We start from the raw sequence: 20,789 nt of genomic DNA, 5'->3' as shown, positions 1-20,789 counted from the left end.
CTCCGCCATGACCGCGGAGGAGAAACTCGCCCAGCTCTACGGTCTGTGGGCGGGGGCCTCCGCCGACGGCGCCGAAGTCGCCCCGCACCAGCACGACATGGACCGTCCGCCCTCGCTCGACGAGCTTCTCCCCACCGGACTCGGCCAGCTCACCCGGCCGTTCGGCACGGTGCCCGTCGATCCGGCCCTGGGCGCACTGTCCCTGATGCGCACTCAGGAACGGATCGCCGCCGCCAACCGGTTCGGCATACCGGCCATGGCCCATGACGAGTGTCTCGCGGGCTTCGCCGCCTGGGGCGCCACCACCTATCCCGTCCCGCTGTCCTGGGGTGCGGCCTTCGACCCGGATCTGGTCCGGGAGATGGGCGGCGCGATCGGCCGCGACATGCGGTCGGTCGGTCTGCACCAGGGGCTGGCGCCCGTCCTCGACGTGGTGCGCGACGCCCGCTGGGGGCGGGTCGAGGAGACCATCGGCGAGGACCCGTATCTGGTGGGCACCGTCGCCACCGCCTATATCCAGGGCCTGGAGTCCGCGGGGATCGTCGCGACCCTCAAGCACTTCGTGGGCTACTCCGCCTCCCGCGGCGGGCGCAATCTCGCGCCGGTGAGCATGGGGGCCAGGGAGCGGGCGGATGTGCTGCTCCCGCCGTTCGAAATGGCCGTACGGGAGAGCGGCGTACGGTCCGTCATGCACGCCTACACCGATACCGACGGGGTGCCCTGCGCGGCCGACGAGGAGCTGCTGACCGGGCTGCTCCGGGACACCTGGGGCTTCCAGGGCACAGTGGTGGCCGACTACTTCGGTGTCGCCTTCCTCAAGTCCCTGCACGGAGTGGCGGCCGACTGGGGCGAAGCCGCGACGGCGGCCCTGACGGCGGGTGTCGACATCGAACTCCCCACGGTGAAGACCTTCGGGGAACCCCTGCGGGAGGCGCTCGCGTCCGGGCAGGTGCCGAAGGAGGTCATCGACCGCGCGCTGCTCCGGGTGCTGACCCAGAAGGCGGAGCTGGGGCTGCTCGACCCGGACTGGAGCCCGGTGCCGCCGGTGCTGGACGGGCGCACGTCGTACGACGCCGACGCGCTGCGCGGCACGGTCGATCTGGACTCCCCCGCGCACCGGGCCGTCTCGCGCCGGCTCGCGGAGCGGTCGGTGATCCTGCTGCGCAACGAGGGGACGCTGCCGCTGGCGGTGCCGCGGGCCCGTACGGAAGACTGCGCGGGCGGACCGGGCGGCGTGGGCGGACCGGGCGGCGTGGGCGGGTACTCCGGCTCCTCCGGCGACTCCGGTTCGTCTGGTTCATCCGGTACATCGGATTCATCCGGTGTCTCCGGTTCCTCCGACGGCTTTCGGATCGCGCTGATCGGGCCACAGGGCGACACCCCCACCGCCGTCCTGGGCTGCTACTCCTTCCCCGTGCATGTCGGCGCCCAGCACCCCGACACCCCCGCCGGTATCGAACTGCCCACCCTCCGGGAGGCCCTCACCGCCGAGTTCCCCGGGGCCGAGATCGTCACCGTCGCCGGAGCGGGCATCGACACGTACGACACCGGCGGTTTCCCGGAGGCGGTACGGGCGGCCCGCGAGGCGGACGCGGTGATCGTCGCCCTCGGCGACCGCGCCGGGCTCTTCGGACGCGGTACGAGCGGGGAGGGCTGCGACGCGGAGAGCCTCGACCTGCCCGGTGTGCAGGGGCAGCTCCTCGACGCCCTGCTCGACGCGGTCGGCGGCAGAGGCACCCCGCTGGTGGTGACCCTGCTGGCCGGCCGCCCGTACGCGCTCGGCCGCGCCGCCGAGGAGGCCGGGGCGATCGTGCAGTCCTTCTTCCCCGGGCAGGAGGGCACGCCCGCCGTCGCCGGGGTGCTCAGCGGCCGGATCAATCCGTCGGGCCGGCTGCCGGTCAGCGTCCCCCGGCTGCCGGGCGCCCAGCCGTCCACCTATCTCGCGGCGCCGCTGGCCCGGGCCAGCGAGGTGTCCAGCATCGACCCCACCCCGGCGTTCGCCTTCGGGCACGGTCTGACGTACACGTCGTTCGACTGGTCGGACCTGGTGGCGAGCGGCTCGGCCGGTACGGACGGCTCGCTGGAGCTGTCCTTCACCGTGCGCAACACCGGGGACCGGGCGGGCGCCGAGGTCGTACAGCTCTATCTGCACGATCCGGTCGCCTCGGTCGTACAGCCGGTGCAGCGGCTGATCGGGTACGTACGGATCCCGCTGGAGGCGGGCGAGCGGGCCGCGGTCGCGGTGACCGTACCGGCGGACCTCGCGTCCTTCACCGGGCGGGACGGGCGGCGGATCGTCGAGCCGGGCGAGCTGGAGCTGCGGCTCGGGGCGTCCAGTACGGACGTACGGCTCACCGCCACCGCCACCCTGACCGGTCCGGTACGGCGGGTCGACCACACCCGGGAGCTGCACGCGCGGTTCACGGTGGGCCGGGAAGGGGGCGGAAAGGCGGCCGGCTGATCGCTGGGTGCTGCCGTTGACGACCTGCCCGTTCCCCGTCCGCCGCCGTCCGCGTTTTGTCATGTCCGCCTGTCGTCCCTGTGGCCACCCCACAGCGCAGGGGATAGCGTGGCGGGTGGACGGGCAGGTCGTCAGTCGTCACGTCGTCAGCTCGCAGGTTGTCATGGTCGCGCTGGGAGGCAGATATGACGCCGACCCAGCTCCGGGCCTTCGCCGCGGTCGTCCGCCTGGGCTCGGTCAAGGCCGCGGCGGCGGATCTGTCGGTGTCCGAAGCCGCGGTGTCGATGCATATCGCGCATCTGCGCAAGGAACTGGGCGACCGGCTGTTCACCCGTACCGGCGCCGGTATCGCCTTCACCCCGGGCGGTCTGCGCCTCGCCAGCCGGGCGGCGGAGATGCTCGGGCTCCAGGACCGTACGATCCTCGAAGTCAGCCAGGCGGGCTCCGGGCGAAGACTGCTGCGGGTCGCCGCGTCGAGCCTCTTCGCCGAGCACGCGGCGCCCGGTCTGATCGAACTGTTCGCGAGCCGCGCCGACGACCTGGATGTCGAGCTGAGCGTGCACAGCCCGCAGCGGTTCGGGACGCTGCTGCTGGAGCGGGCGGTCGATGTGGCGCTCGGGCCGCGCCCGGCGACGGCCGACGAGGGGCTGAGCCGTACCCCGTTCCTCAACTACGAGATGGTGGCCGTCGTCGGTCCGCACCATCCGCTCGCCGCGCAGCGCGCGAGCCTCACCGCGAGCGAGCTGCGACAGCAGACCTGGCTCCTCGGCCCGTCGGCCGCGGGCCGGATCGGCCTTGTCCCGACCGTGCTGCACCAGCTCCAGGTGGACGAGGAGCACCAGCGGATCTTCCAGAGCCACGCGGCGGCGCTGGAGGAGGCGAAGCGCGGCAAGGGGGTGGCGCTGGCGCTGTCCTTCGCGATCACCCAGGATCTCGCGGACGGCGATCTCACCAGGCTGGCGGGGCCGTCGCTGCCGGCGAAGGGGGCGTGGAGCGTGCTGGCCCTGTCGCACGGAGCGCCTCCGGCGGCGGCGGAACTGATCCGGTTCGTGACGACACCGCGGGCGATCCAGGCGATGCTGCGGGGCGCGGGCGTGACGGCGGGCCGCTTCCGGCCGGCGATCCACGTCACACTGTGGAGCTAATCGATCCAAGCCCGCCCGGCGATTGAGGGCAGAACTGAGCCCGCCCGGCGATTGAGGGCAGAGCTCAGCCCGCCCGGCGATTGAGGACAATGCGGCTGCCGGCGATCCGCGTCAAGGCGCCCGCCAGCGCGCCGAAGCTGTCCGCCGGCAGCAGCATGTCGCAGTACGGCAGCGCCGCCGCCATCGTCGCCACCCGCGGCTCGAAGCCCCGCGCCCCCGCCCGCGGGTTCAGCCAGATCACCCGGTACGCCCGCCGCCGCAGACGCCCCATCGCCGCCGCCAGTTCCTCGGGGCCGTCCCCGTCCCATCCGTCCGAGCCGATGATCACGATCGCCCCGCGCACCGCCCCGCCGTGGTGCGAGGCGAGCAGTGTGCGCAGACTGGTCGCGATCCTGGTGCCGCCGAACCGGTCGGTGACCTGCGCCGTCGCCTCGTCGATCGCGACCTCGGCGGACCGGTGGCCGAGTACGGCGGTCAGCCGGGTGAGCGAGGTGGCGAACGCGAAGACCTCCGCGTCGGCGGTCACCGCCAGCGCCCGCATCAGATGCAGATACGCGACCGCCTGCGCCTGCATGGACCGGCTGACATCGCAGAGCATCACCACCCGGCGCGGAGTGCGCACCGGCGCGAGACGTACCGGCTCCATCGGCTCCCACCCGGTCCGCCGCGAGCGGGCCAGCGTCGGCCGCAGCGCGGTCCTGCCCCGGCCCCGGCCCGCGGTGAGGCGCCGCGAACGCCGTGTGGGCCAGTTCCGTACCGCCGCCTCCAGCCACCGCCCGAGCAGCGCGGTCTCCTCCGGGCTCAGCCGCTCGAACGGTACGTCGACCAGCCCCTCCAGCGCGGTCGGCAGCCGCTGCGGCACGGCCGGGGACGCGCTGTCCGGCTCGCCGCCGTCGTCCCCGGCGGCCACAGCACGCGGCAGCATCGCCCAAGGCAGCCCGCCGGAGCCGTACGGTTCGTCGTCCCGTGCCCCCGCCGGTACGGAGGCGAGCGCGTCGTCCTCGCCCGGCGGACCGGCGGGCCCGCGTCGGCGCGCGTTCGGGTCCAGGCCGAGGACCGCGCTGTCGAACACCGCGGCGAAGACACGGTCGAAGACCGCCAACCCGGCATGGTCGCGTACGAGGCAGATCCGCGCGGTCCAGTAGAGCCGGCCCCGCGAGCGCGGGGGCATGGCCTTCAGCGCCCGTACGAAATCCTCGACCGCCGTCAGCCCGACGGACAGCCCGCGCGAGCGCAGCCGTGCGGCGAGTGCCACCGCGAACGCGGCCCGGTCGATGCCGCGCAGCAGGGGCGGTACGGGTACGGCGGCCCGGTCAGCGGCGGACAACGTAGTAGACGATCAGCGCGGCCACGACCGCGGCGACGGCGACGGGCGCGAGCCGTTTGTACACCGACCCGCCCGCCAGCCCCATCAGATCGAGCGGCTCGGCCTCTTCCACGGGGCGCCGGGGCGCGGGCGCGGTCTCGGCCGGTACGGGTGCGGCCTGCGCGGGTACGGTCACGGGCGCGGCCGGTGCGGTCGTCGGCACGGCTTCCCGTACCGGCTCCGGCTCTGCCACCGGCTCCGGCACGCCCTCCGGCTCCGGGGCCGCGGGTTCGTGCAGCCGTGCCTCCAGATTCTCGACGAACTGGTCCAGCAGCTTCACCGACACTTCCTTGATCATTCCGCTGCCGAACTGGGCGATCTTGCCGGTGATGTTGAGATCGGTCGCCACGGTGACGACGGTCGTACCGCCCTCCGCCCGCAGCACCGCGTCGATCCGCGCCGACGCGTTCCCCGCGCCCCGCGAGTCCTTGCCCTTGGCGCTGATCCTGGCCCGGTGCGCCGTGTCGTCCTTCTCGACGAGCCGAGCCGTCCCGGTGTACTGGCTGATCACCGGGCCGACCTTGACCTTCACCTTGCCGCTGTACACATCCCCGTCCACACCGGTGAGCTGTGCCCCGGGCATACAGGGCGCGATGCCTTCCAGGTCGGTGAGCGCCTCCCACGCGCGGTCGATCGGCACTCCGACGGTGAACTCGTTGTCGATCTTCATGGGTTCCTCCCTGATGACACCGGGCGTCCGTTCCCGGCCGGGGCGGCTACGCCGAGGCCGGTTCCGGGTATCCCAGTTCGTCGAGCGCGTCCGTGATGGTGGTGCGGTCGTCCGGGCTCTTGGCGATGGCGCTGAGGGTGCGGACGATGTCGGCGCGTACCAGCTCCGAGGCCCGCAGCGCGGACAGCGCGGAGACCCAGTCGATGGTCTCGGCCATGCCCGGCGCCTTGTCGAGGTCGAGCCGTCTGACCCGGCCGACGAAATCGGTGGCCGAGGCGATCAGCGGCTCGTCGGCCGCGGGGACCGTCCGGCGCAGGATCTCCGCGGCCCGTGCGGCGGCCGGGAAGTCGATCCAGTGGTAGAGGCAGCGGCGGCGCAGGGCGTCGTGCAGTTCACGGCTCCGGTTGGAGGTCAGGACGACCACCGGGCGGCGGGCGGCCACGAAGGTGCCCAGTTCGGGGACGGTGATCGCGGCCTCGCCGAGGAACTCGAAGAGCAGCGCCTCGAATTCGTCGTCGGCCCGGTCGATCTCGTCGATCAGCAGCACCGGCGGCACCGGTCCCTCGTACCGGATCGCCCGCAGGATCGGCCGGTCCTGGAGGAACTCCTCGGTGAACAGGTCGGCGTCGCTGAGCCGTTCGTCGCGCGACTCGGCGAGCCGGATGGCGAGGAGCTGGCGCTGGTAGTTCCACTCGTAGAGCGCCTCGCTCGCGGTGAGGCCCTCGTAGCACTGGAGCCGGATCAGCGGCGCGCCCATGGCCCGGGCCAGTGCCTTCGCCGAGGTGGTCTTGCCGACCCCGGGCTCGCCCTCGACGAGCAGCGGTCGGTCGAGGGCCAGCGCCAGATAGAGCGCGGTCGCGGTCCCCTCGTCGACCAGGTAGTCCACCTCGTCCAGCCGCCGCCGCACCTCGTCGGCGCCCCCGAACACGCCCGTCATCCGGCCCCCTTCCGTGCGTACCGCTCCCGGCAGAGATCGCCGCAGAACCAGAAGTCGTCCCCGTCGACGGTGAGACGCGGGGTGTCGTCCATGACGACGACCGCCATCCCGCACACGGGATCGACGACGGTACGGGGAGAGCCCGCCGCCCGAAGCCCGCCCGCTCCCGTTCCCGCCTCCGCCCCGGCGTCCGGCAGCCGGGGCGCCCGCCGCGTACCCCTCCGTACCGACTCGATCACCTCCGCCAGGATCGACAGCGCCACCTCGGGGCCCGTTCTGGCGCCGATGTCCAGGCCCGCCGGGGTGCTGATCCGGGCACGGTCCTCCGGGGACAGGCACAGATCGTCCAGGACCGCCCGGCCCCGGCGGCGGCTGGCGACCAGGGCGATGTACGGGACCTCCGCGTCCAGCGCCGCGCGCAGCGAGGCGGGTTCGTCGCGGCCGTGGCCCGCGACGATCACCGCGTCCACATGGTCGGAGAGACCGCCGGGCAGGGAGCGGGCCGTCTCGTAGCCCAGGACCTCGGCGAGCGCCGCGACACCGTCCGCGACCGGAGTCCGGCCCACGATCTCGATCAGCGGCGGCGGCAGTTTCGGGTCCAGGAAGATCTCCAGCGCGCCCCCGGACAGACACGGATTCACCACCACCCGCGCCCCCGGCGACTCGGGAAACCCCGCCCCGCCCTCCGGCAGCACCCGCAGCAGCACGGGCCCGCCGCCGTTCAGCGCGCCGAGCGCCGCCGTACGGACGGAGTTCTCGGCGCACACCCCGCCCACGAAGCCGTCGATCGACCCGTCGGGCATGACGATCGCCTCGTCACCGGCATGGGCCGAGCTGGGCACCTGGGCGCGTACCACCGTCGCGTGCACATACGGCACCCGCCCGGCGGACAGCTCCAGCATGCGGGCCGCCACCCGCTCCGTCCCCATCGGCATCTCCGTAACTCCCGGCTCCTGCCCCTGCTTCTGTTCCTGCTCCTGTTCCTGTTCCTGCCCCTGCTTCTGCTCGTGTTCCCGCGTCCGATCACCGACGGCACAGCACCTGCCGCTCAGATCGGCGGCTCCGCCCGCCCCCGCATCGCGTCCCACACCCGTGACGGCGTCAGCGGCATGTCCGCGTGCCGCACCCCGTACGGCCGCAGCGCGTCCACCACCGCGTTCACCACCGCGGGCGGCGACCCCACCGTCGCCGACTCGCCGACCCCCTTCGCGCCGATGGGGTGGTGCGGCGAGGGCGTCACCGTGAACCCGGTCTCCCATTCCGGCACTTCGAGCGCGGTCGGCAGCAGATAGTCCATCAGCGAACCGCCCAGGCAGTTGCCGTCCTCGTCGAACGCGATCATCTCCATCAGCGCCATCCCGACGCCGTCGGTGAGCCCGCGGTGCACCTGGCCCTCGATGATCATCGGGTTGATCCTGGTCCCGCAGTCGTCGACCGCGATGAACCGCCGGACCTTCACCTGCGCCGTCCCCGGATCGATGTCGACAACACAGATGTACGCGCCGTGCGGATAGGTGAGATTCTCCGGGTTGTAGCAGATCTGCGCGTCCAGACCGCCCTCGACGCCCTCCGGCAGATCCCCCGCGCCGTGCGCCCGCATCGCGATGTCCTGGATCGTCACCGACTTCGACGGATCGCCCGCGACATGGAAGGACCCCTTGTCCCACTCCAGGTCCGCGACCGAGACCTCCAGCATCCCGGAGGCGATCAGCCGCGCCTTGTCCCGTACCTTCCGCGCGACCAGCGCCGCCGCCGCGCCCGAGACCGGGGTGGAACGGCTGCCGTACGTACCGAGCCCGAAGGGCGTCTGGTCGGTGTCCCCGTGCACCACCTCGATGTCGGCGGGCGGGATCCCGATCTCCTCGGCGGCGATCTGCGCGAACGTCGTCTCGTGCCCCTGCCCCTGGGTCTGCACGGAGATCCGCAGGACCGCCTTGCCCGTCGGATGCACCCGCAGCTCGCAGCCGTCGGCCATGCCCAGCCCGAGGATGTCCATGTCCTTGCGCGGCCCCGCGCCCACGGCCTCGGTGAAGAACGAGACGCCGATGCCCATCAGTTCGCCGCGTGCCCGCTTCTCGGCCTGCTCGCTGCGGAGCGCCTCGTACCCGGCCAGTTCCATGGACAGCCGCATGGTCGGCTCGTAGTTCCCGGAGTCGTACACCCAGCCCGTCCGGGTGCGGTACGGGAACTGCTCGGGCCTGATGAAGTTCCGCAGCCGCAGCTCCACCGGGTCCATGTCCAGTTCGTACGCGAGACAGTCGACGATCCGCTCGACCAGGTACACGGCCTCCGTGATGCGGAACGAGCAGGCGTAAGCGACCCCGCCCGGCGCCTTGTTGGTGTAGACGGCGGTCATCTTGCAGTAGGCGGCCTCGATGTCGTAACTGCCGGTGAAGACCCCGAAGAAGCCGGCCGGGTACTTCACGGGCGCGGCCGTGCCGTTGAACGCGCCGTGGTCGGCGAGGACGTGCGTACGGATCGCGAGGATCCTGCCGTCCCTGGTCGCCGCGATCTCGCCGCGCATGACGTAGTCGCGGGCGAAACCGGTGCTGGTGAGGTTCTCCGAGCGGTCCTCCATCCACTTCACCGGCTTCCCGGTGAGCAGCGAACCGACGATCGCGCACACATAACCCGGGTAGATCGGCACCTTGTTGCCGAATCCGCCGCCGATGTCGGGGGCGATGACCCGGATCTTGTGCTCGGGCAGCCCGGCGACGATCGCGTAGAGCGTGCGGTGGGCGTGCGGCGCCTGGCTGGTGGACCAGAGGGTGAGCTTGCCGTCGACCGCGTCGTAGTCGGCGACCGCGCCGCAGGTCTCCATCGGCGCCGGGTGCACCCGCGGATAGACGAGGTCCTGGCTGACGACGACCTCGGCGCGGTCGAAGACGGCCGCGGTCGCCGCCTCGTCGCCGGTCTCCCAGTCGAAGCAGTGGTTGTCGGTCTTGCCTTCGAGGTCGTCGCGGATGACCGGGGCGCCCGGTTCCAGTGCCCTGCGCACATCGACGACCGGGTCGAGCTGCTCGTACTCGACATCGATCAGTTCCAGCACGTCGCGCGCCGCGTACCGGTCCTCGGCGACGACGAAGGCGACCTCCTGGCCCTGGAAGCGCACCTTGTCGGTGGCGAGGACGGCCTGTACGTCGTTGGAGAGGGTCGGCATCCAGGCGAGTCCCTTCTCGGCGAGCATCGCGCCGGTGACGACGAGCTTGACCTTGGGGTGCGCCTCCGCGAGCGAGGTGTCCACGCCGACGATCCGGGCGTGGGCCATCGGGGAGCGCAGGACGGCGAGATGGAGCATGCCGGGGAGCTGTACGTCGTCGACGTAGCGGCCCTTGCCGCGGATGAAGCGCGGGTCCTCCTTGCGGAGCATCCGGCCGTGGCCGACGGGCTTCTTGTCGTTGTCGGTGAACTCGGTGACGGGCGGCGCGGTGGTGGTCATGACTCGCTCCCGGCGGCTGCGGGCGTCCGGTCGGTACTCGTCTCGCTGCGGGCGGTGCGTGTGCCGGCTTCCTCGGCGGCGGCCCACTGGATGGAGCGGACGATGGTCGTATAGCCGGTGCAGCGGCAGATCTGGCCGGAGAGGGCTTCCCGTATCTCCTGCTCGGAGGGCTCCTTGTTACGGTCGAGCAGGGCGCGTGCGGTCATCATCATCCCGGGCGTGCAGAAGCCGCACTGGAGGCCGTGGCACTCCATGAAGCCCTGCTGTACGGGGTCGAGCCGGCCCTCGTGCTCCAGGCCCTCGACCGTACGGATGTCATGGCCGCCCGCCATCGCGGCCAGGACCGTACAGGACTTGACGGGCTCGCCGTCCATCCAGACCACGCAGGTGCCGCAGTTGCTGGTGTCGCAGCCCCAGTGGGTGCCGGTGAGCGCGAGATGGTCGCGGAGGAAGTGGACGAGCAGGAGGCGGCCCTCGATCTCGCGGGTGACCTCGTCGCCGTTGACGGTCATGGTGACCTGCATGATCAGTCTCCCTGGGGGTGTCCGTTCCCGGGTGCGGTGCGGTGACCGGTGCCGTTGGTGCCGTTGTCGGTGCTGCCGTTGCCGGTGCTGGTGCTGGTGTTCGTGCCGCTGTTCGTGCCGCTGTTGGTACGGGCCTGCTGGGCGCGGGCGACGGAGCGGCGCAGTGCTCGTACGGTCAGTTCCTTGGCGAGATGGCGCTTGTAGTCGGCGCTGCCGCGGCGGTCGGTGACCGGTTCGCAGGAGGCCGCGGCGATGGTGCCGGCCCGCTCGTACAGCTCCTCGGACGGCGGGAGGCCGCGCAGGGCACGGGAGATCTCCGGGAGTCCGGTGGTGTTGGGTCCGACGGCGGCGAGGCCGACGCGGGCGTCGGCGATGACCGGGCCGGCGCCACCCGCCGCTCCGGCGTCGGCACCGGCCTCCCCGGCGGTGCTCGCGCTGTCCGCCAGCCAGACCGCCGCGCCCGCCGAGACCACCGCCCAGTCGCCCGCGCGCCGCTCGACCTTCTCGTACGCGCTCGAACCGTTCGGCCGGACCGGGAAGCGCACCTCGATCAGCATCTCGGCGTCGCCGACGGCCGTCTCGTACGGCCCCCGGTGGAACTCCTCCATCGTCACCACCCGCCGGCCGCCCGCGCCCTGGATCACACAGCTCGCGCCGAGGGTCGTACAGACGGCGGAGAGGTCCTCGGACGGATCGGCCTGGCAGAGGGAGCCGCCGAGTGTGCCGCGGTTGCGCACCACGGGGTCCGCGATCACCCGCTCGGCGTCGGCGAAGATCGGGAACGTCTCGGCGAGCACCGCGGACTCCAGCAGCTCGCGGTGGCGGGTGAGCGCGCCGATCCGGATCCGCTCCGGTTCGACGGTGATGTGGCCCAGCTCGCCGGCGAGATCGTTGATGTCGATGAGGTACTCGAAGTTGGCGAGTCTCAGCTTCATCATCGGAAGCAGGCTGTGGCCGCCCGCGACCAGGCGGGCGGTGTCGCCCAGCCGGTCGAGCAGCCCGATGGCCTGATCGACGCTGGTGGCACGTTCGTACTCGAATGGCGCGGGAACCTGCATGAGCGATTCCTCTCCGTCGGTCCGGTCGACGCCCGGTCATTGGGCTCTTCGGGATGCGGAAAGTCAACCGCGACTTAAGGTGTCGCTTAGGTCGCCCGGATCGGCGAGATCCGGGTGAGGTCCAGGCTGAGATCCGGGCCAGATCCAGGTGAGACCCGGGGCGAGATCCGGGGCGAGATCCGGGGTTGCGGGGCGCGGTTAAGCGTTCGCTTAAGTCGCCATTGACAGGGCCGCGACCACTGCGCAAGCTGCGCGGGCAGGGCGGATCCGAGAGGCGGCGGGCGCGGGGCGGCGGGCGCCGGGCCCGGTGGCCACCGGGCGGCACCGGGCGGCATGAGCGGCGCGGGGCCGTGCGGGACCACGCGGGGTCGGGCCGGTTCCGGCCGGGCAGCGCCGGTAGGGCCGGGCAGCACCGTCGCGCCGGACCACGCCGGTCGGGCCGGGCAGCACCGGTCGCGCCGGGCAGCGTCGGTCGGGCCGGTTCCGGCCGGGCGAAGGGAGCGCACACGTGCGGGACATCGCGGAATCGATCGCCACCTGGCAGGCCGCCGGAGTCCGCTTCGCGGTGGCCACCGTCGTACAGACCTGGAAGTCGGCCCCGCGCCGGCCGGGCGCCGCCATGGCGGTCGCGGAGAACGGCGAGGTGTACGGAAGTGTGTCCGGCGGCTGTGTCGAGGGAGCGGTGTACGAGGTCGCGCGGGAGGTCCTCGACTCGGGCGAGGCGGAGCTGAAGACCTACGGAGTGAGCGACGACGAAGCGCTGGAGGCCGGGCTGACCTGCGGCGGGATCGTCAGCATCCTCGTACGCCCGGCCGATGACGAGCACTTCCCGGGCCTGCCGTACGTCCTCGGCCGGATCGCCGGGGGCCGTCCGGTCGCCGTCGCCTCGGTCCTGTCGGGCACCGATTCCCTCGGCGGAAACCTGGTGATTACCCCGGATGCCGCCGATGCCCCCGCCGGGGCGCCGGCCACGGGCACCCTGGGCGACGACCGGCTCGACGCGGCGGTCACCGAGCAGGCGCGCGGGCTGCTCGCGCAGGGCCACACCGGGGTCGTCCACATCGGCCGCCACGGCGAGCAGCGCATGGACCAGCTCGCCGTCTTCGTCCAGTCCTTCGCGCCACCGCCCAGGATGCTGGTGTTCGGCGCGATCGACTTCGCGGGCGCGGTGGCCAGGATGGGCAAGTTCCTCGGCTACCACGTGACGGTCTGCGACGCCCGCCCGGTCTTCGCCACCCGGCAGCGCTTCCCGGACGTGGACGAACTGGTGGTGCAGTGGCCGCACCGCTATCTCGACGAGCATCCGGTGGACGAGTCGACGGTGATCTGCGTCCTCACCCACGACCCGAAGTTCGATGTCCCGCTCCTGGAGCGCGCCCTGCTCACCCCCGCCCGCTATGTCGGCGCGATGGGCAGCCGCCGTACCCACAAGGACCGGCTGGCACGGCTGCGCGAGGCAGGCGTCCCCGAGAGCGCCCTCGCCCGTCTCTCCGCCCCGATCGGCCTGGATCTGGGTGCCCGCACCCCCGAGGAGACGGCGGTGGCGATCATGGCGGAGATCATCGCGCTGCGCTGGGGAGGCACGGGCGAGCGCCTGACCGGCATGGACCTGGCCATCCACCACTGAACTCCACGGCCGGACCGACCCGGGGACCGGGCCGAGGATCCGGGCCGGGCATCCGAGCCCGGGACCGCGCCCGAGGTCCGCACCCGGGATCCGGGCCACGGGTCCGGGCCCGGGATCCACGCCCGGGATCTGAGCTGGCCATCCGGGCCGGGGGTCTGGGCCAGGGGTCCGGGCAGGGGTCCGCTCCCGGGATCCGGGCCGGAGAGCCGCGCCGGGGATCCGCGCCCGAGGTCCACACCCGGGGACCGCGCCCGGAATCCGGGCCGGCCATCCGGGCCGGGGCCCGGGCCACGGGTCCGGGCAGAGGTCCGCTCCCGGGATCCGGGCCGGAGAGCCGCGCCGGGGATCAGAGCCGGGCATCCGCGCCCGGGACAGCGCCCGGGATCCGGGCCGGGCATCGTCGCCCCGGATCCGCGCCGTGACCGTACGCGGCCTGGCCGGTGTCTCGGCCGATCTCGCCGGTCTCGCCGATCGTGCCGCGCTCGATCGGCGGGACACCCCCACGCCCCCGCCATGTCCGGCCGCCCCGCATCCGCGCCCCGATCCGTCGCCGAGACCACTCGCCTTGTGAAGACAGGCGGTGTAGATGTAGGTACATGACCCGACATACGGGTCGATCCTGGGCTCGGGTCATGTCTGCCCACTCCGACCGGCGCCCACGGAGTCGGCGGCTTCACGACCCGAGCGGCACAGCCGGGTGGCGAGGAAGGTTCCAGCGCCTGACCCCGCGTATGCCGTCGGGGGGCGCCGCACGTCGTGGCTGAGGATGCGTACCGTCGCCGGGCAGGTCTTCATCCTGCAACTGGTGATAGTGCTGCTGCTCATCGGCGCCTCGCTCGTCTCGCTCGTCGTGCTGTCCCGGCACGACAGCACCACCGAGGCGAGCAATCGCTGCCGTGCCGTCGCCACGTCGTTCGCGAACTCGCCGGGCATCGTCCAGGCCATCCGCTCGCCCGACCCCACCGCGGTTCTCCAGCCACGCGCCGAGGCGGTACGCAAGGCCTCGGACGTCGACTTCGTCGTCGTCATGACCACCAAGGGGATCCGGCTCACCCACCCCAACCCCGAGCGCATCGGCGAGCACTTCATCGGCACCATCGAGCCGTCCCTGAAGGGCCGGACCATAACCGAGACCGTCCCGGGCACCCTCGGCCGCTCGGTACGGGCGGTGACGCCGATCAAGGACTCCCACGGAAAGGTGGCCGGCCTGGTGTCGGCGGGGATCACCGTCGACAAGGTGAACAGCCTCGCCAACCACGAGGTGCCACTCCTGCTGGGCGCCGCCGGCGCCTCCCTCGTCCTGGCCACCGGCGGCACGGCGCTGGTGAGCCGCCGGGTGCGGCGCCAGACCCATGGTCTCGACCCCATCGAGATGACGCGCATGTACGACCATCACGACGCGGTCCTGCATGTCGTACGGGAAGGAGTGCTCATCGTCGGCGGCGACGGCCGGCTCGTCCTCGCCAACGACGAGGCGATCCGGCTCCTCGGTCTGCCCGCGCGCCCGGAGGGCCGTCATGTCACCGACCTCGGTCTGGACCCGGAGATGGCCGGTCTGCTCGCCTCCGGGCGGGTCGCCACCGACGAGGTGCTGTCGACCGGGGACCGGCTGCTCGCGGTCAACAACCGTTCCACGGACCGTGACGGCGGCCCGCCCGGCAGCGTGGCCACGCTCCGCGACACCACAGAACTGCGCTCGCTCACCGGTCAGGCGGAGGCGGCACAGAAACGCCTCAAGCTGCTGTACGACGCCGGGGTCCAGATCGGCACCACCCTCGATGTGACCAGGACCGCCGAGGAACTGGCCCGGGTGGCGGTCCCGCGCTACGCCGACTTCGTCACGGTGGACCTGGCGGAGGCCACCCTGAGCGGTGAGGAACCGGCGAGCACGAGCAATCGCACCGAGGTACGCCGTACCGCCGTCGTCGGCATCCGCGACGACCATCCGTTCTACGCGCTGGGCACCCTCATCCTGTTCCGTCCGGACACCCCGCAGGCCTGGAGCCTGGAGCACGGACGAGGCGCGGTCGAGCCCGATCTCCGTCTGGCCGCCGGCTGGCGGGCCCAGGACGCCGAGGTCAGCGCCGGGGTCATCGCGTACGGCGTGCACTCCATGGTCACCGCGCCGCTGCTGGCGCGGGGCGTTCTGCTGGGCGTCGTCAACTTCTGGCGCTCGGAGCGGCCCGAACCGTTCGACGAGGAGGATGTGTCGCTCGCCGAGGACCTGGCCAACCACGCGGCGGTCTGCATCGACAACGCGCGGCGCTACACGCACGAGCACACCATGGCGGAGACGCTCCAGCGCAGCCTGCTCCCGCAGATGCTGCCGGAGCAGAACGCCCTCGATGTGGCGTACCGGTATCTGCCCGCGGAGGCGGGGGTCGGCGGCGACTGGTTCGATGTCATCCCGCTGCCCGGCGCGCGGGTGGCGCTGGTCGTGGGCGATGTCGTCGGGCACGGTCTGCTCGCGGCGGCGACGATGGGCCGGCTGCGTACGGCCGTCCACAACTTCGCCTCGCTCGATCTGCCGCCCGACGAGGTTCTCTCCCTGCTGGACGAGCTGGCCGCCCGTACCGACCACGACGAGGGGATCACGGACAGCGGCGCGGTGGTCACCGGGGCGACCTGTCTGTACGCGATCTACGATCCGGTGACCCGGCTCTGCTCGATGGCCCGGGCCGGCCATCCACCGCCCGCGCTGGTCGGTACGGACGGGAGCGTGGAGTTCCTCGATCTGCCGGCCGGGACTCCGCTGGGCCTGGGCGGGCTCCCGTTCGAGACGGTGGAACTGCGGCTGCCGGAGGCCAGCCATCTCGTGCTGTACACGGACGGCCTCGTGGAGGACCGTCACCGCGAGATCGACGCCGGCCTGGGCCTGCTGCGCACCGCCCTGGCGCACCCGGCCCGGGGCCCGGAGGAGATCTGCTCGGCGGTGCTCGACGCGCTGCTGCCGATGTGCCCGAGCGACGACATCGCGCTGATCGTCGCCCGTACGCGCGTGCTCCCGCCGGACCGGATCGCCGAGTGGGAGGTGCACCCGCACCCGTCGGAGGTCGCGCGGGTACGGGCCGAGGTCCTGCGGCGGCTGACGGAGTGGGACCTGGACGAGGTGGCGTACACGACGGAACTGATCCTCAGCGAGCTGGTCACCAACGCCATCCGCTACGCGACCGGCCCCATCCGCGTCCGCCTGCTCCGCGACCGCACCCTGATCTGCGAGGTCTCCGACTCCAGCAGCACGTCCCCCCATCTCCGCTACGCCAAAGCAACGGACGAGGGCGGCCGGGGCCTGTTCCTGGTGGCGCAGTTCACGGAACGCTGGGGTACGAGATACACAACGGCGGGCAAGGTCATCTGGACGGAACAGTCCCTGCCGTCCGGCGATTATTCAAGCCCGCCCAGCGATTGACGAATTCAAGCCCGTCCGGCGATTGAGGACAAACCCGCGACCCCGGGCGCCGGGCACCCACACGGCGCAGGCCGGCCAAACCAAGCCCGTCGGGCGGGCAAAACCAAGCCCGTCCGGCGATTGAGGACAAAACCGCAAGCCCGGGCGCGGGGCACCCACACGGCGCCGGCCCGCGAAAACAAGCCCGTCCGGCGATTGAGGACGGAACGGCCGGCCCCGCCGCCGCGTGCCCGTCCGGTGCGGGCTCACACGCCCGGCCGCGCCGCAGGCGACACCCGCACCACCGCGTCCGCACAACGCCGCGCCAAAGCGGCAAACGCGTCCCTCAGCTCCGGTGGCCCCACCACCTCCACCTCCGCGTCGAACCTGCCGATCGTCGCGGCCAGCCCGACCCACGACCACGAGCCCAGCACAAGCCGGCACCGCTCCGCGCCCAGTTCCTCGACGACCCCGTCGCGCACATAGCGGGACACCGCGTCGGCGGGCAGACCGAGGATCACCTCACCGCGGCACGGCCAGCCGTCCGAGCCCTCGGAGCCCTGGAACCTGCCCGCGACAAACGCGGCCACGTCGCCTCCGGGCAGTTCGCGCGGGGTGAAGCGGGGACCCGTGGGGATACGCGGCGCGATCCGGTCCGCGCGGAACGTACGCCAGTCCTCGCGGTCGAGATCCCAGGCGACGAGGTACCAGCGCCCGCCCCAGGTGACGAGATGGTGGGGCTCCACCCGGCGCGGCGGGGCCACGGCGGGCTCGTCGTCACCGGCTCCGGGCGGAGACGCGGGGGTGTAGTCGAAGCGCAGCACCTCGCGCGCGTGGACGGCGGCGCCGAGCGCCATGAGCACCCCGCTGTCGACCCGCGGCGCCGGCCGGGCCGCGGGCCGCTCGACGGCGGTGACCTGGAAGGTGTCGATCCGGCGGCGCAGCCGCGCGGGCATGACCTGCCGGACGGTGGCCAGCGCACGCGCCGCCGCTTCCTCGATCCCGGCGCCGCTGGTGGTGGCGATCTGGAGCGCGACGGCGAGGGCCACGGCCTGCTCGTCGTCGAACAGCAGCGGAGGCAGCTCCGTACCGGCGTCGAGCCGGTACCCGCCGTCGGGGCCCTTGGCCGCCACGACGGGATAGCCGAGTTCGCGCAGCCGGTCGACATCGCGGCGCACGGTGCGCGGGCTGACCTCCAGCCGCTCGGCCAGCAGTGCCCCCGGCCAGTCCCGACGTGCCTGGAGGAGCGAGAGGAGTGACAGCAGTCGCGCCGAGGTCTTCTGCATGAACCCCATACTGCCCCGAGTAGCGGCCACAACCTGGCCGCTACTCCTGGAACTGTGGTCATTGAGCAGGGCCGACAAGGCGCACGAACCGCGTACGTACCGCGTACAAATCGCGTACGCACCGAGCAGGCCGATACGCCGAGAAGGCCGAAGACTCCAACGACAGATTCCAGCGACAGGGAGCCGACCATGTCCGTCAAAGCCATGACCCATCTGAACTTCCGGGGCGACGCCCGCGCGGCGCTCGCGTTCTACCAGTCCGTGTTCGGCGGGAACATGGCCGTGGTCACGTACAAGGACGCCGGAAACGTCCAGGAACCGTCCGAGGCGGACCAGGTGATGTGGGGCCAGGTCGCCGCCGACAGCGGTTTCGGCGTGATGGCCTACGACGTGCCCTCGCACCTGCCGTGGCACCAGGGCGAGAACGCGTTCTTCGTCTCGCTCCGCGGCGAGACGGCCGAGGAGGTCACCGCGTACTGGGAGAAGCTCTCCGACGGCGCGGCCGTCCCGCGCCCGCTGGGCCCCGCGCAGTGGGCGCCCCTCTACGGAATGCTGAAGGACCGGTTCGGCGTCACCTGGGTCGTGGACGTCGCCGTCGCGTACGACGCGTCCTGACCGGGGGACGACACGACCCGATGACCGTTCTCGGCACCCGGGCGCTCAACCGCGCGACGCTCGCCCGGCAGTTGCTTCTCGACCGCGCCGACATACCGGTGCTCGACGCCGTCGCACACCTCGGCGGCCTCCAGGCACAGGAACCGCAGGAACCGTTCACCGGGCTCTGGTCCCGGCTGCGCGCGTTCGACCCGGCGGCGCTGGACTCCCTGCTGACCGGGCGGAACGTCGTACGGACCCACCTCATGCGCCGCACCGTCCACCTCGTCACCGCCGACGACGTCCTCGCCTGGCGGGCCCGCCACGACGCCATGCTGCGTCAGCGGGTGCTCGGGACCTACCGCCGCGAGCTCGACGGGACGGACCTCGCCGAACTCGCCGCGGCGGGCCGGGCGGTCATGGCCGACGGCGAGCCGCGCTCGATGACCGAACTCGCGCGTGCGCTCGCCGACCGCTGGCCCGCGCCGGGCCCGCGGGCACTGGGCGAAATGCTGGTCGCCGCCCTCATCCCGATGGCACAACTGCCGCCGCGCGGGCTGTGGCGCACCAGGGCGGGGGTGCGCAACGTACCGCTCTCGTCCTGGCTGGGGCGCGAGATCGACCCGCCGGCCCCGGACGGCTCCGACCCTGCGGGCCAGGCGCTGGTACGGCGCTACCTGGCCGCGTTCGGCCCCGCGTCCTCATCGGACCTGCGCGCCTGGTGCGGCCTCGCCGGACTGCCGGCCTCGGTCGCCGCGATACGCGGGGAACTGGTCACCTTCCGCGACGAGCAGGGCCGCGAACTGCTCGACCTGCCCGACGCACCACGCCCCGACCCCGACACACCGGCCCCGGTCCGGTTCCTGCCGGCGTTCGACAACGCGATCCTCGGCTACCACGACCGCGGCCGCATCATCGACGCCCCTCACCGCGGCCTGTCGGTCGCCGGCGCCCGCGTAGTCCTGGTAGACGGCCGCACCGCCGCGACCTGGACCACCAAGGCAGACACCGTGACGATCACCCCGCTACGCGACTTCACCCGCGCCGAACACACCGCCGTCACCGAGGAGGCCCAGAACCTGGCATCGTTCCTGTCCGACAACAACAGCGACCGCGTACAGATCAAACCGCCCACATTTGGTGTGTAAGAGCATCTTTCCGCAGGTCACGGGCTCGGCATCTGCTCGTCAGCCGCCCTGCGCGGTCGTGCCAAGGCTTCCGCCGCACGCCTGTCAGCCGCATGCTTGTGCTCAATGGAGGCCCGCAGCTCCGCAGGGGTCGGCCATGGCGCGCGCCGATGGATCACGCGGTGACAGTTGGCACATATGAGGGCAAGATCGCTGAGCTTGGTCCGTCCCTCCCCCGCCATATGGAGCGGAAGGACGTGATGGCACTCGATATACCCGGCGCCGCGCTCTCCGTAGACCCTCTCGAAGTCAAAACCGCATGCCTCGCAAGCGAGCCGTCCGCCGCGCGCAAGAACAGAAGCGATCTTCTTCTTGCGCAGGCCCTTATTCCGTTCACGCGCTCTGTGCCGACGCATCAGCAATCGCCCTTCGGGCGCGCTGAAGTCGTCGTCGAACTCCTCTTCCTCGGTCGGCGCGAGGGACTGCAGTTCGCCCGTCGCGATGCCCTGGCGGATGAGTCGCGCGGCCTCGGTCATCTCCTCCGGCCGGGCAAGGAACTCGTGCAGCACCGTGGCATCCAGCGCGTCACCGTTGGGCTTGCCCTGGTACTCCGGGTGCCGGGTGGCGATGTCAAACGTCTTGCGAGCGACACCATTGGAGTTGCGGAACTTCTCGTTGCGCTCCGCTTCGGCATGGATGGGAAGCAGTTGGAGCAGGGCGGACAGCTCCACCACCCGGCTGTCCTGTGTGTCCAACCCCTTCCAGTTGTTCTCCATCACCAGGTGGCAGGCGAGAATGATCTCATCGCGGGCCCAATCCGGGTCCTTGATGGCCTTGACCTGGAAACCCACTCGCTTGAGCCATGCCGCGGCATGGTCTTTCCCCCCGCTGAACTCGTCCGGCGCGAGGGGCCGCCCCTGGCCCCACTTGTGCGCCACCCCGGCGACCGCCTTGGAGTCGTACTCCCGCCCCTCATGCACCAGAACGTAGGACCGTGCCTCCCCAAAGCCGTACTTGGCCAGGAAGGCATCACGCCCCAACTCGTCGTGCTCCCCAAGGGCCTTGAGCACGGACTCCCGTGTGATCGCGCCTCTACGCATACGGGCAGCGTAATGCCGAGCACTGACAGCACCCTCGGCACCGAACCGAAGCAACTTGGGCGGGGAG

Annotated in this window: 15 protein-coding genes; 6 read left to right on the top strand and 9 right to left on the bottom strand. The window is 72.1% G+C overall.

Annotation, left to right across the window (positions count from 1 at the left end; all coding sequences use genetic code 11):
• The first annotated feature begins 7 nt into the window (after positions 1-7).
• On the top strand, positions 8-2,461 hold the full coding sequence (locus KQY30_RS25370; protein ID WP_217311312.1) for a beta-glucosidase: 2,454 nt from the start codon (positions 8-10) through the stop codon (positions 2,459-2,461).
• 185 nt (positions 2,462-2,646) lie between these two features.
• Entirely contained in the window at positions 2,647-3,606 is a 960-nt protein-coding gene (locus KQY30_RS25365) for a LysR family transcriptional regulator (protein WP_217308812.1), read from the top strand.
• Between the two features lie 64 nt (positions 3,607-3,670).
• On the opposite strand, the gene KQY30_RS25360 is transcribed toward KQY30_RS25365, so the two are convergent.
• From KQY30_RS25360 to KQY30_RS25330, 7 genes are read right to left on the bottom strand one after another with little or no spacing between them, the layout of a single operon-like run.
• Positions 3,671-4,933: a VWA domain-containing protein gene (locus KQY30_RS25360; RefSeq protein ID WP_217308811.1), complete on the bottom strand. Its 1,263-nt coding sequence runs from the start codon at positions 4,931-4,933 to the stop codon at positions 3,671-3,673.
• Positions 4,920-5,642, bottom strand: a complete 723-nt coding sequence (locus KQY30_RS25355; protein ID WP_217308810.1) for an SRPBCC family protein — start codon at positions 5,640-5,642, stop codon at positions 4,920-4,922. The genes KQY30_RS25360 and KQY30_RS25355 overlap by 14 nt, the downstream gene beginning before the upstream one ends.
• A gap of 46 nt (positions 5,643-5,688) precedes the next feature.
• Entirely contained in the window at positions 5,689-6,579 is an 891-nt protein-coding gene (locus KQY30_RS25350) for a MoxR family ATPase (protein ID WP_217308809.1), read from the bottom strand.
• Positions 6,576-7,667 carry an XdhC family protein gene (locus KQY30_RS25345; protein WP_302185339.1) on the bottom strand — a complete coding sequence of 364 codons (1,092 nt, stop codon included), beginning with the start codon at positions 7,665-7,667 and terminating at the stop codon, positions 6,576-6,578. Before KQY30_RS25345 ends, KQY30_RS25350 begins: the two co-directional genes overlap by 4 nt.
• Positions 7,628-10,018 (bottom strand): aerobic carbon-monoxide dehydrogenase large subunit, encoded by a 2,391-nt coding sequence (locus KQY30_RS25340; protein ID WP_217308808.1) that lies wholly within the window; start codon positions 10,016-10,018, stop codon positions 7,628-7,630. Before KQY30_RS25340 ends, KQY30_RS25345 begins: the two co-directional genes overlap by 40 nt.
• Positions 10,015-10,542, bottom strand: a complete 528-nt coding sequence (locus KQY30_RS25335) for a (2Fe-2S)-binding protein (RefSeq protein ID WP_217308807.1) — start codon at positions 10,540-10,542, stop codon at positions 10,015-10,017. Before KQY30_RS25335 ends, KQY30_RS25340 begins: the two co-directional genes overlap by 4 nt.
• A 2-nt stretch (positions 10,543-10,544) precedes the next feature.
• Positions 10,545-11,600, bottom strand: coding sequence for a xanthine dehydrogenase family protein subunit M (locus KQY30_RS25330; protein ID WP_217308806.1), 1,056 nt, complete (start codon positions 11,598-11,600; stop codon positions 10,545-10,547).
• A gap of 508 nt (positions 11,601-12,108) precedes the next feature.
• On the opposite strand from KQY30_RS25330, the gene KQY30_RS25325 reads away from it, so the two are divergent.
• Both KQY30_RS25325 and KQY30_RS25320 read left to right on the top strand, forming a co-directional pair.
• Positions 12,109-13,227: an XdhC/CoxI family protein gene (locus KQY30_RS25325; RefSeq protein WP_217308805.1), complete on the top strand. Its 1,119-nt coding sequence runs from the start codon at positions 12,109-12,111 to the stop codon at positions 13,225-13,227.
• Positions 13,228-13,993: 766 nt separating this feature from the next.
• Positions 13,994-16,636 (top strand): SpoIIE family protein phosphatase/ATP-binding protein, encoded by a 2,643-nt coding sequence (locus KQY30_RS25320; protein ID WP_217308804.1) that lies wholly within the window; start codon positions 13,994-13,996, stop codon positions 16,634-16,636.
• Positions 16,637-16,881: 245 nt separating this feature from the next.
• Here KQY30_RS25320 and KQY30_RS25315 read toward each other — a convergent pair whose 3' ends face one another.
• Entirely contained in the window at positions 16,882-17,901 is a 1,020-nt protein-coding gene (locus KQY30_RS25315) for a YafY family protein (RefSeq protein ID WP_217308803.1), read from the bottom strand.
• A gap of 189 nt (positions 17,902-18,090) precedes the next feature.
• Between KQY30_RS25315 and KQY30_RS25310 the strand changes: the two genes are divergently transcribed.
• Both KQY30_RS25310 and KQY30_RS25305 read left to right on the top strand, forming a co-directional pair.
• Positions 18,091-18,516 (top strand): VOC family protein, encoded by a 426-nt coding sequence (locus KQY30_RS25310; RefSeq protein ID WP_217308802.1) that lies wholly within the window; start codon positions 18,091-18,093, stop codon positions 18,514-18,516.
• 20 nt (positions 18,517-18,536) lie between these two features.
• Complete coding sequence (locus KQY30_RS25305) at positions 18,537-19,643, top strand: winged helix DNA-binding domain-containing protein (protein ID WP_217308801.1); 1,107 nt, start codon at positions 18,537-18,539, stop codon at positions 19,641-19,643.
• A 17-nt stretch (positions 19,644-19,660) separates the two neighbouring features.
• Here the strand turns inward: KQY30_RS25305 and KQY30_RS25300 are convergent, their stop codons facing one another.
• Positions 19,661-20,722, bottom strand: a complete 1,062-nt coding sequence (locus tag KQY30_RS25300) for an HNH endonuclease (protein WP_217308800.1) — start codon at positions 20,720-20,722, stop codon at positions 19,661-19,663.
• Positions 20,723-20,789: the final 67 nt, after the last annotated feature.

It is taken from the genome of Streptomyces sp. GMY02 (assembly GCF_019056675.1).
Taxonomy (GTDB): domain Bacteria; phylum Actinomycetota; class Actinomycetes; order Streptomycetales; family Streptomycetaceae; genus Streptomyces; species Streptomyces odonnellii.
The sequence above is the reverse complement of the archived record's forward strand: the minus strand, read 5'-3'. Positions and strand labels throughout refer to the sequence as shown.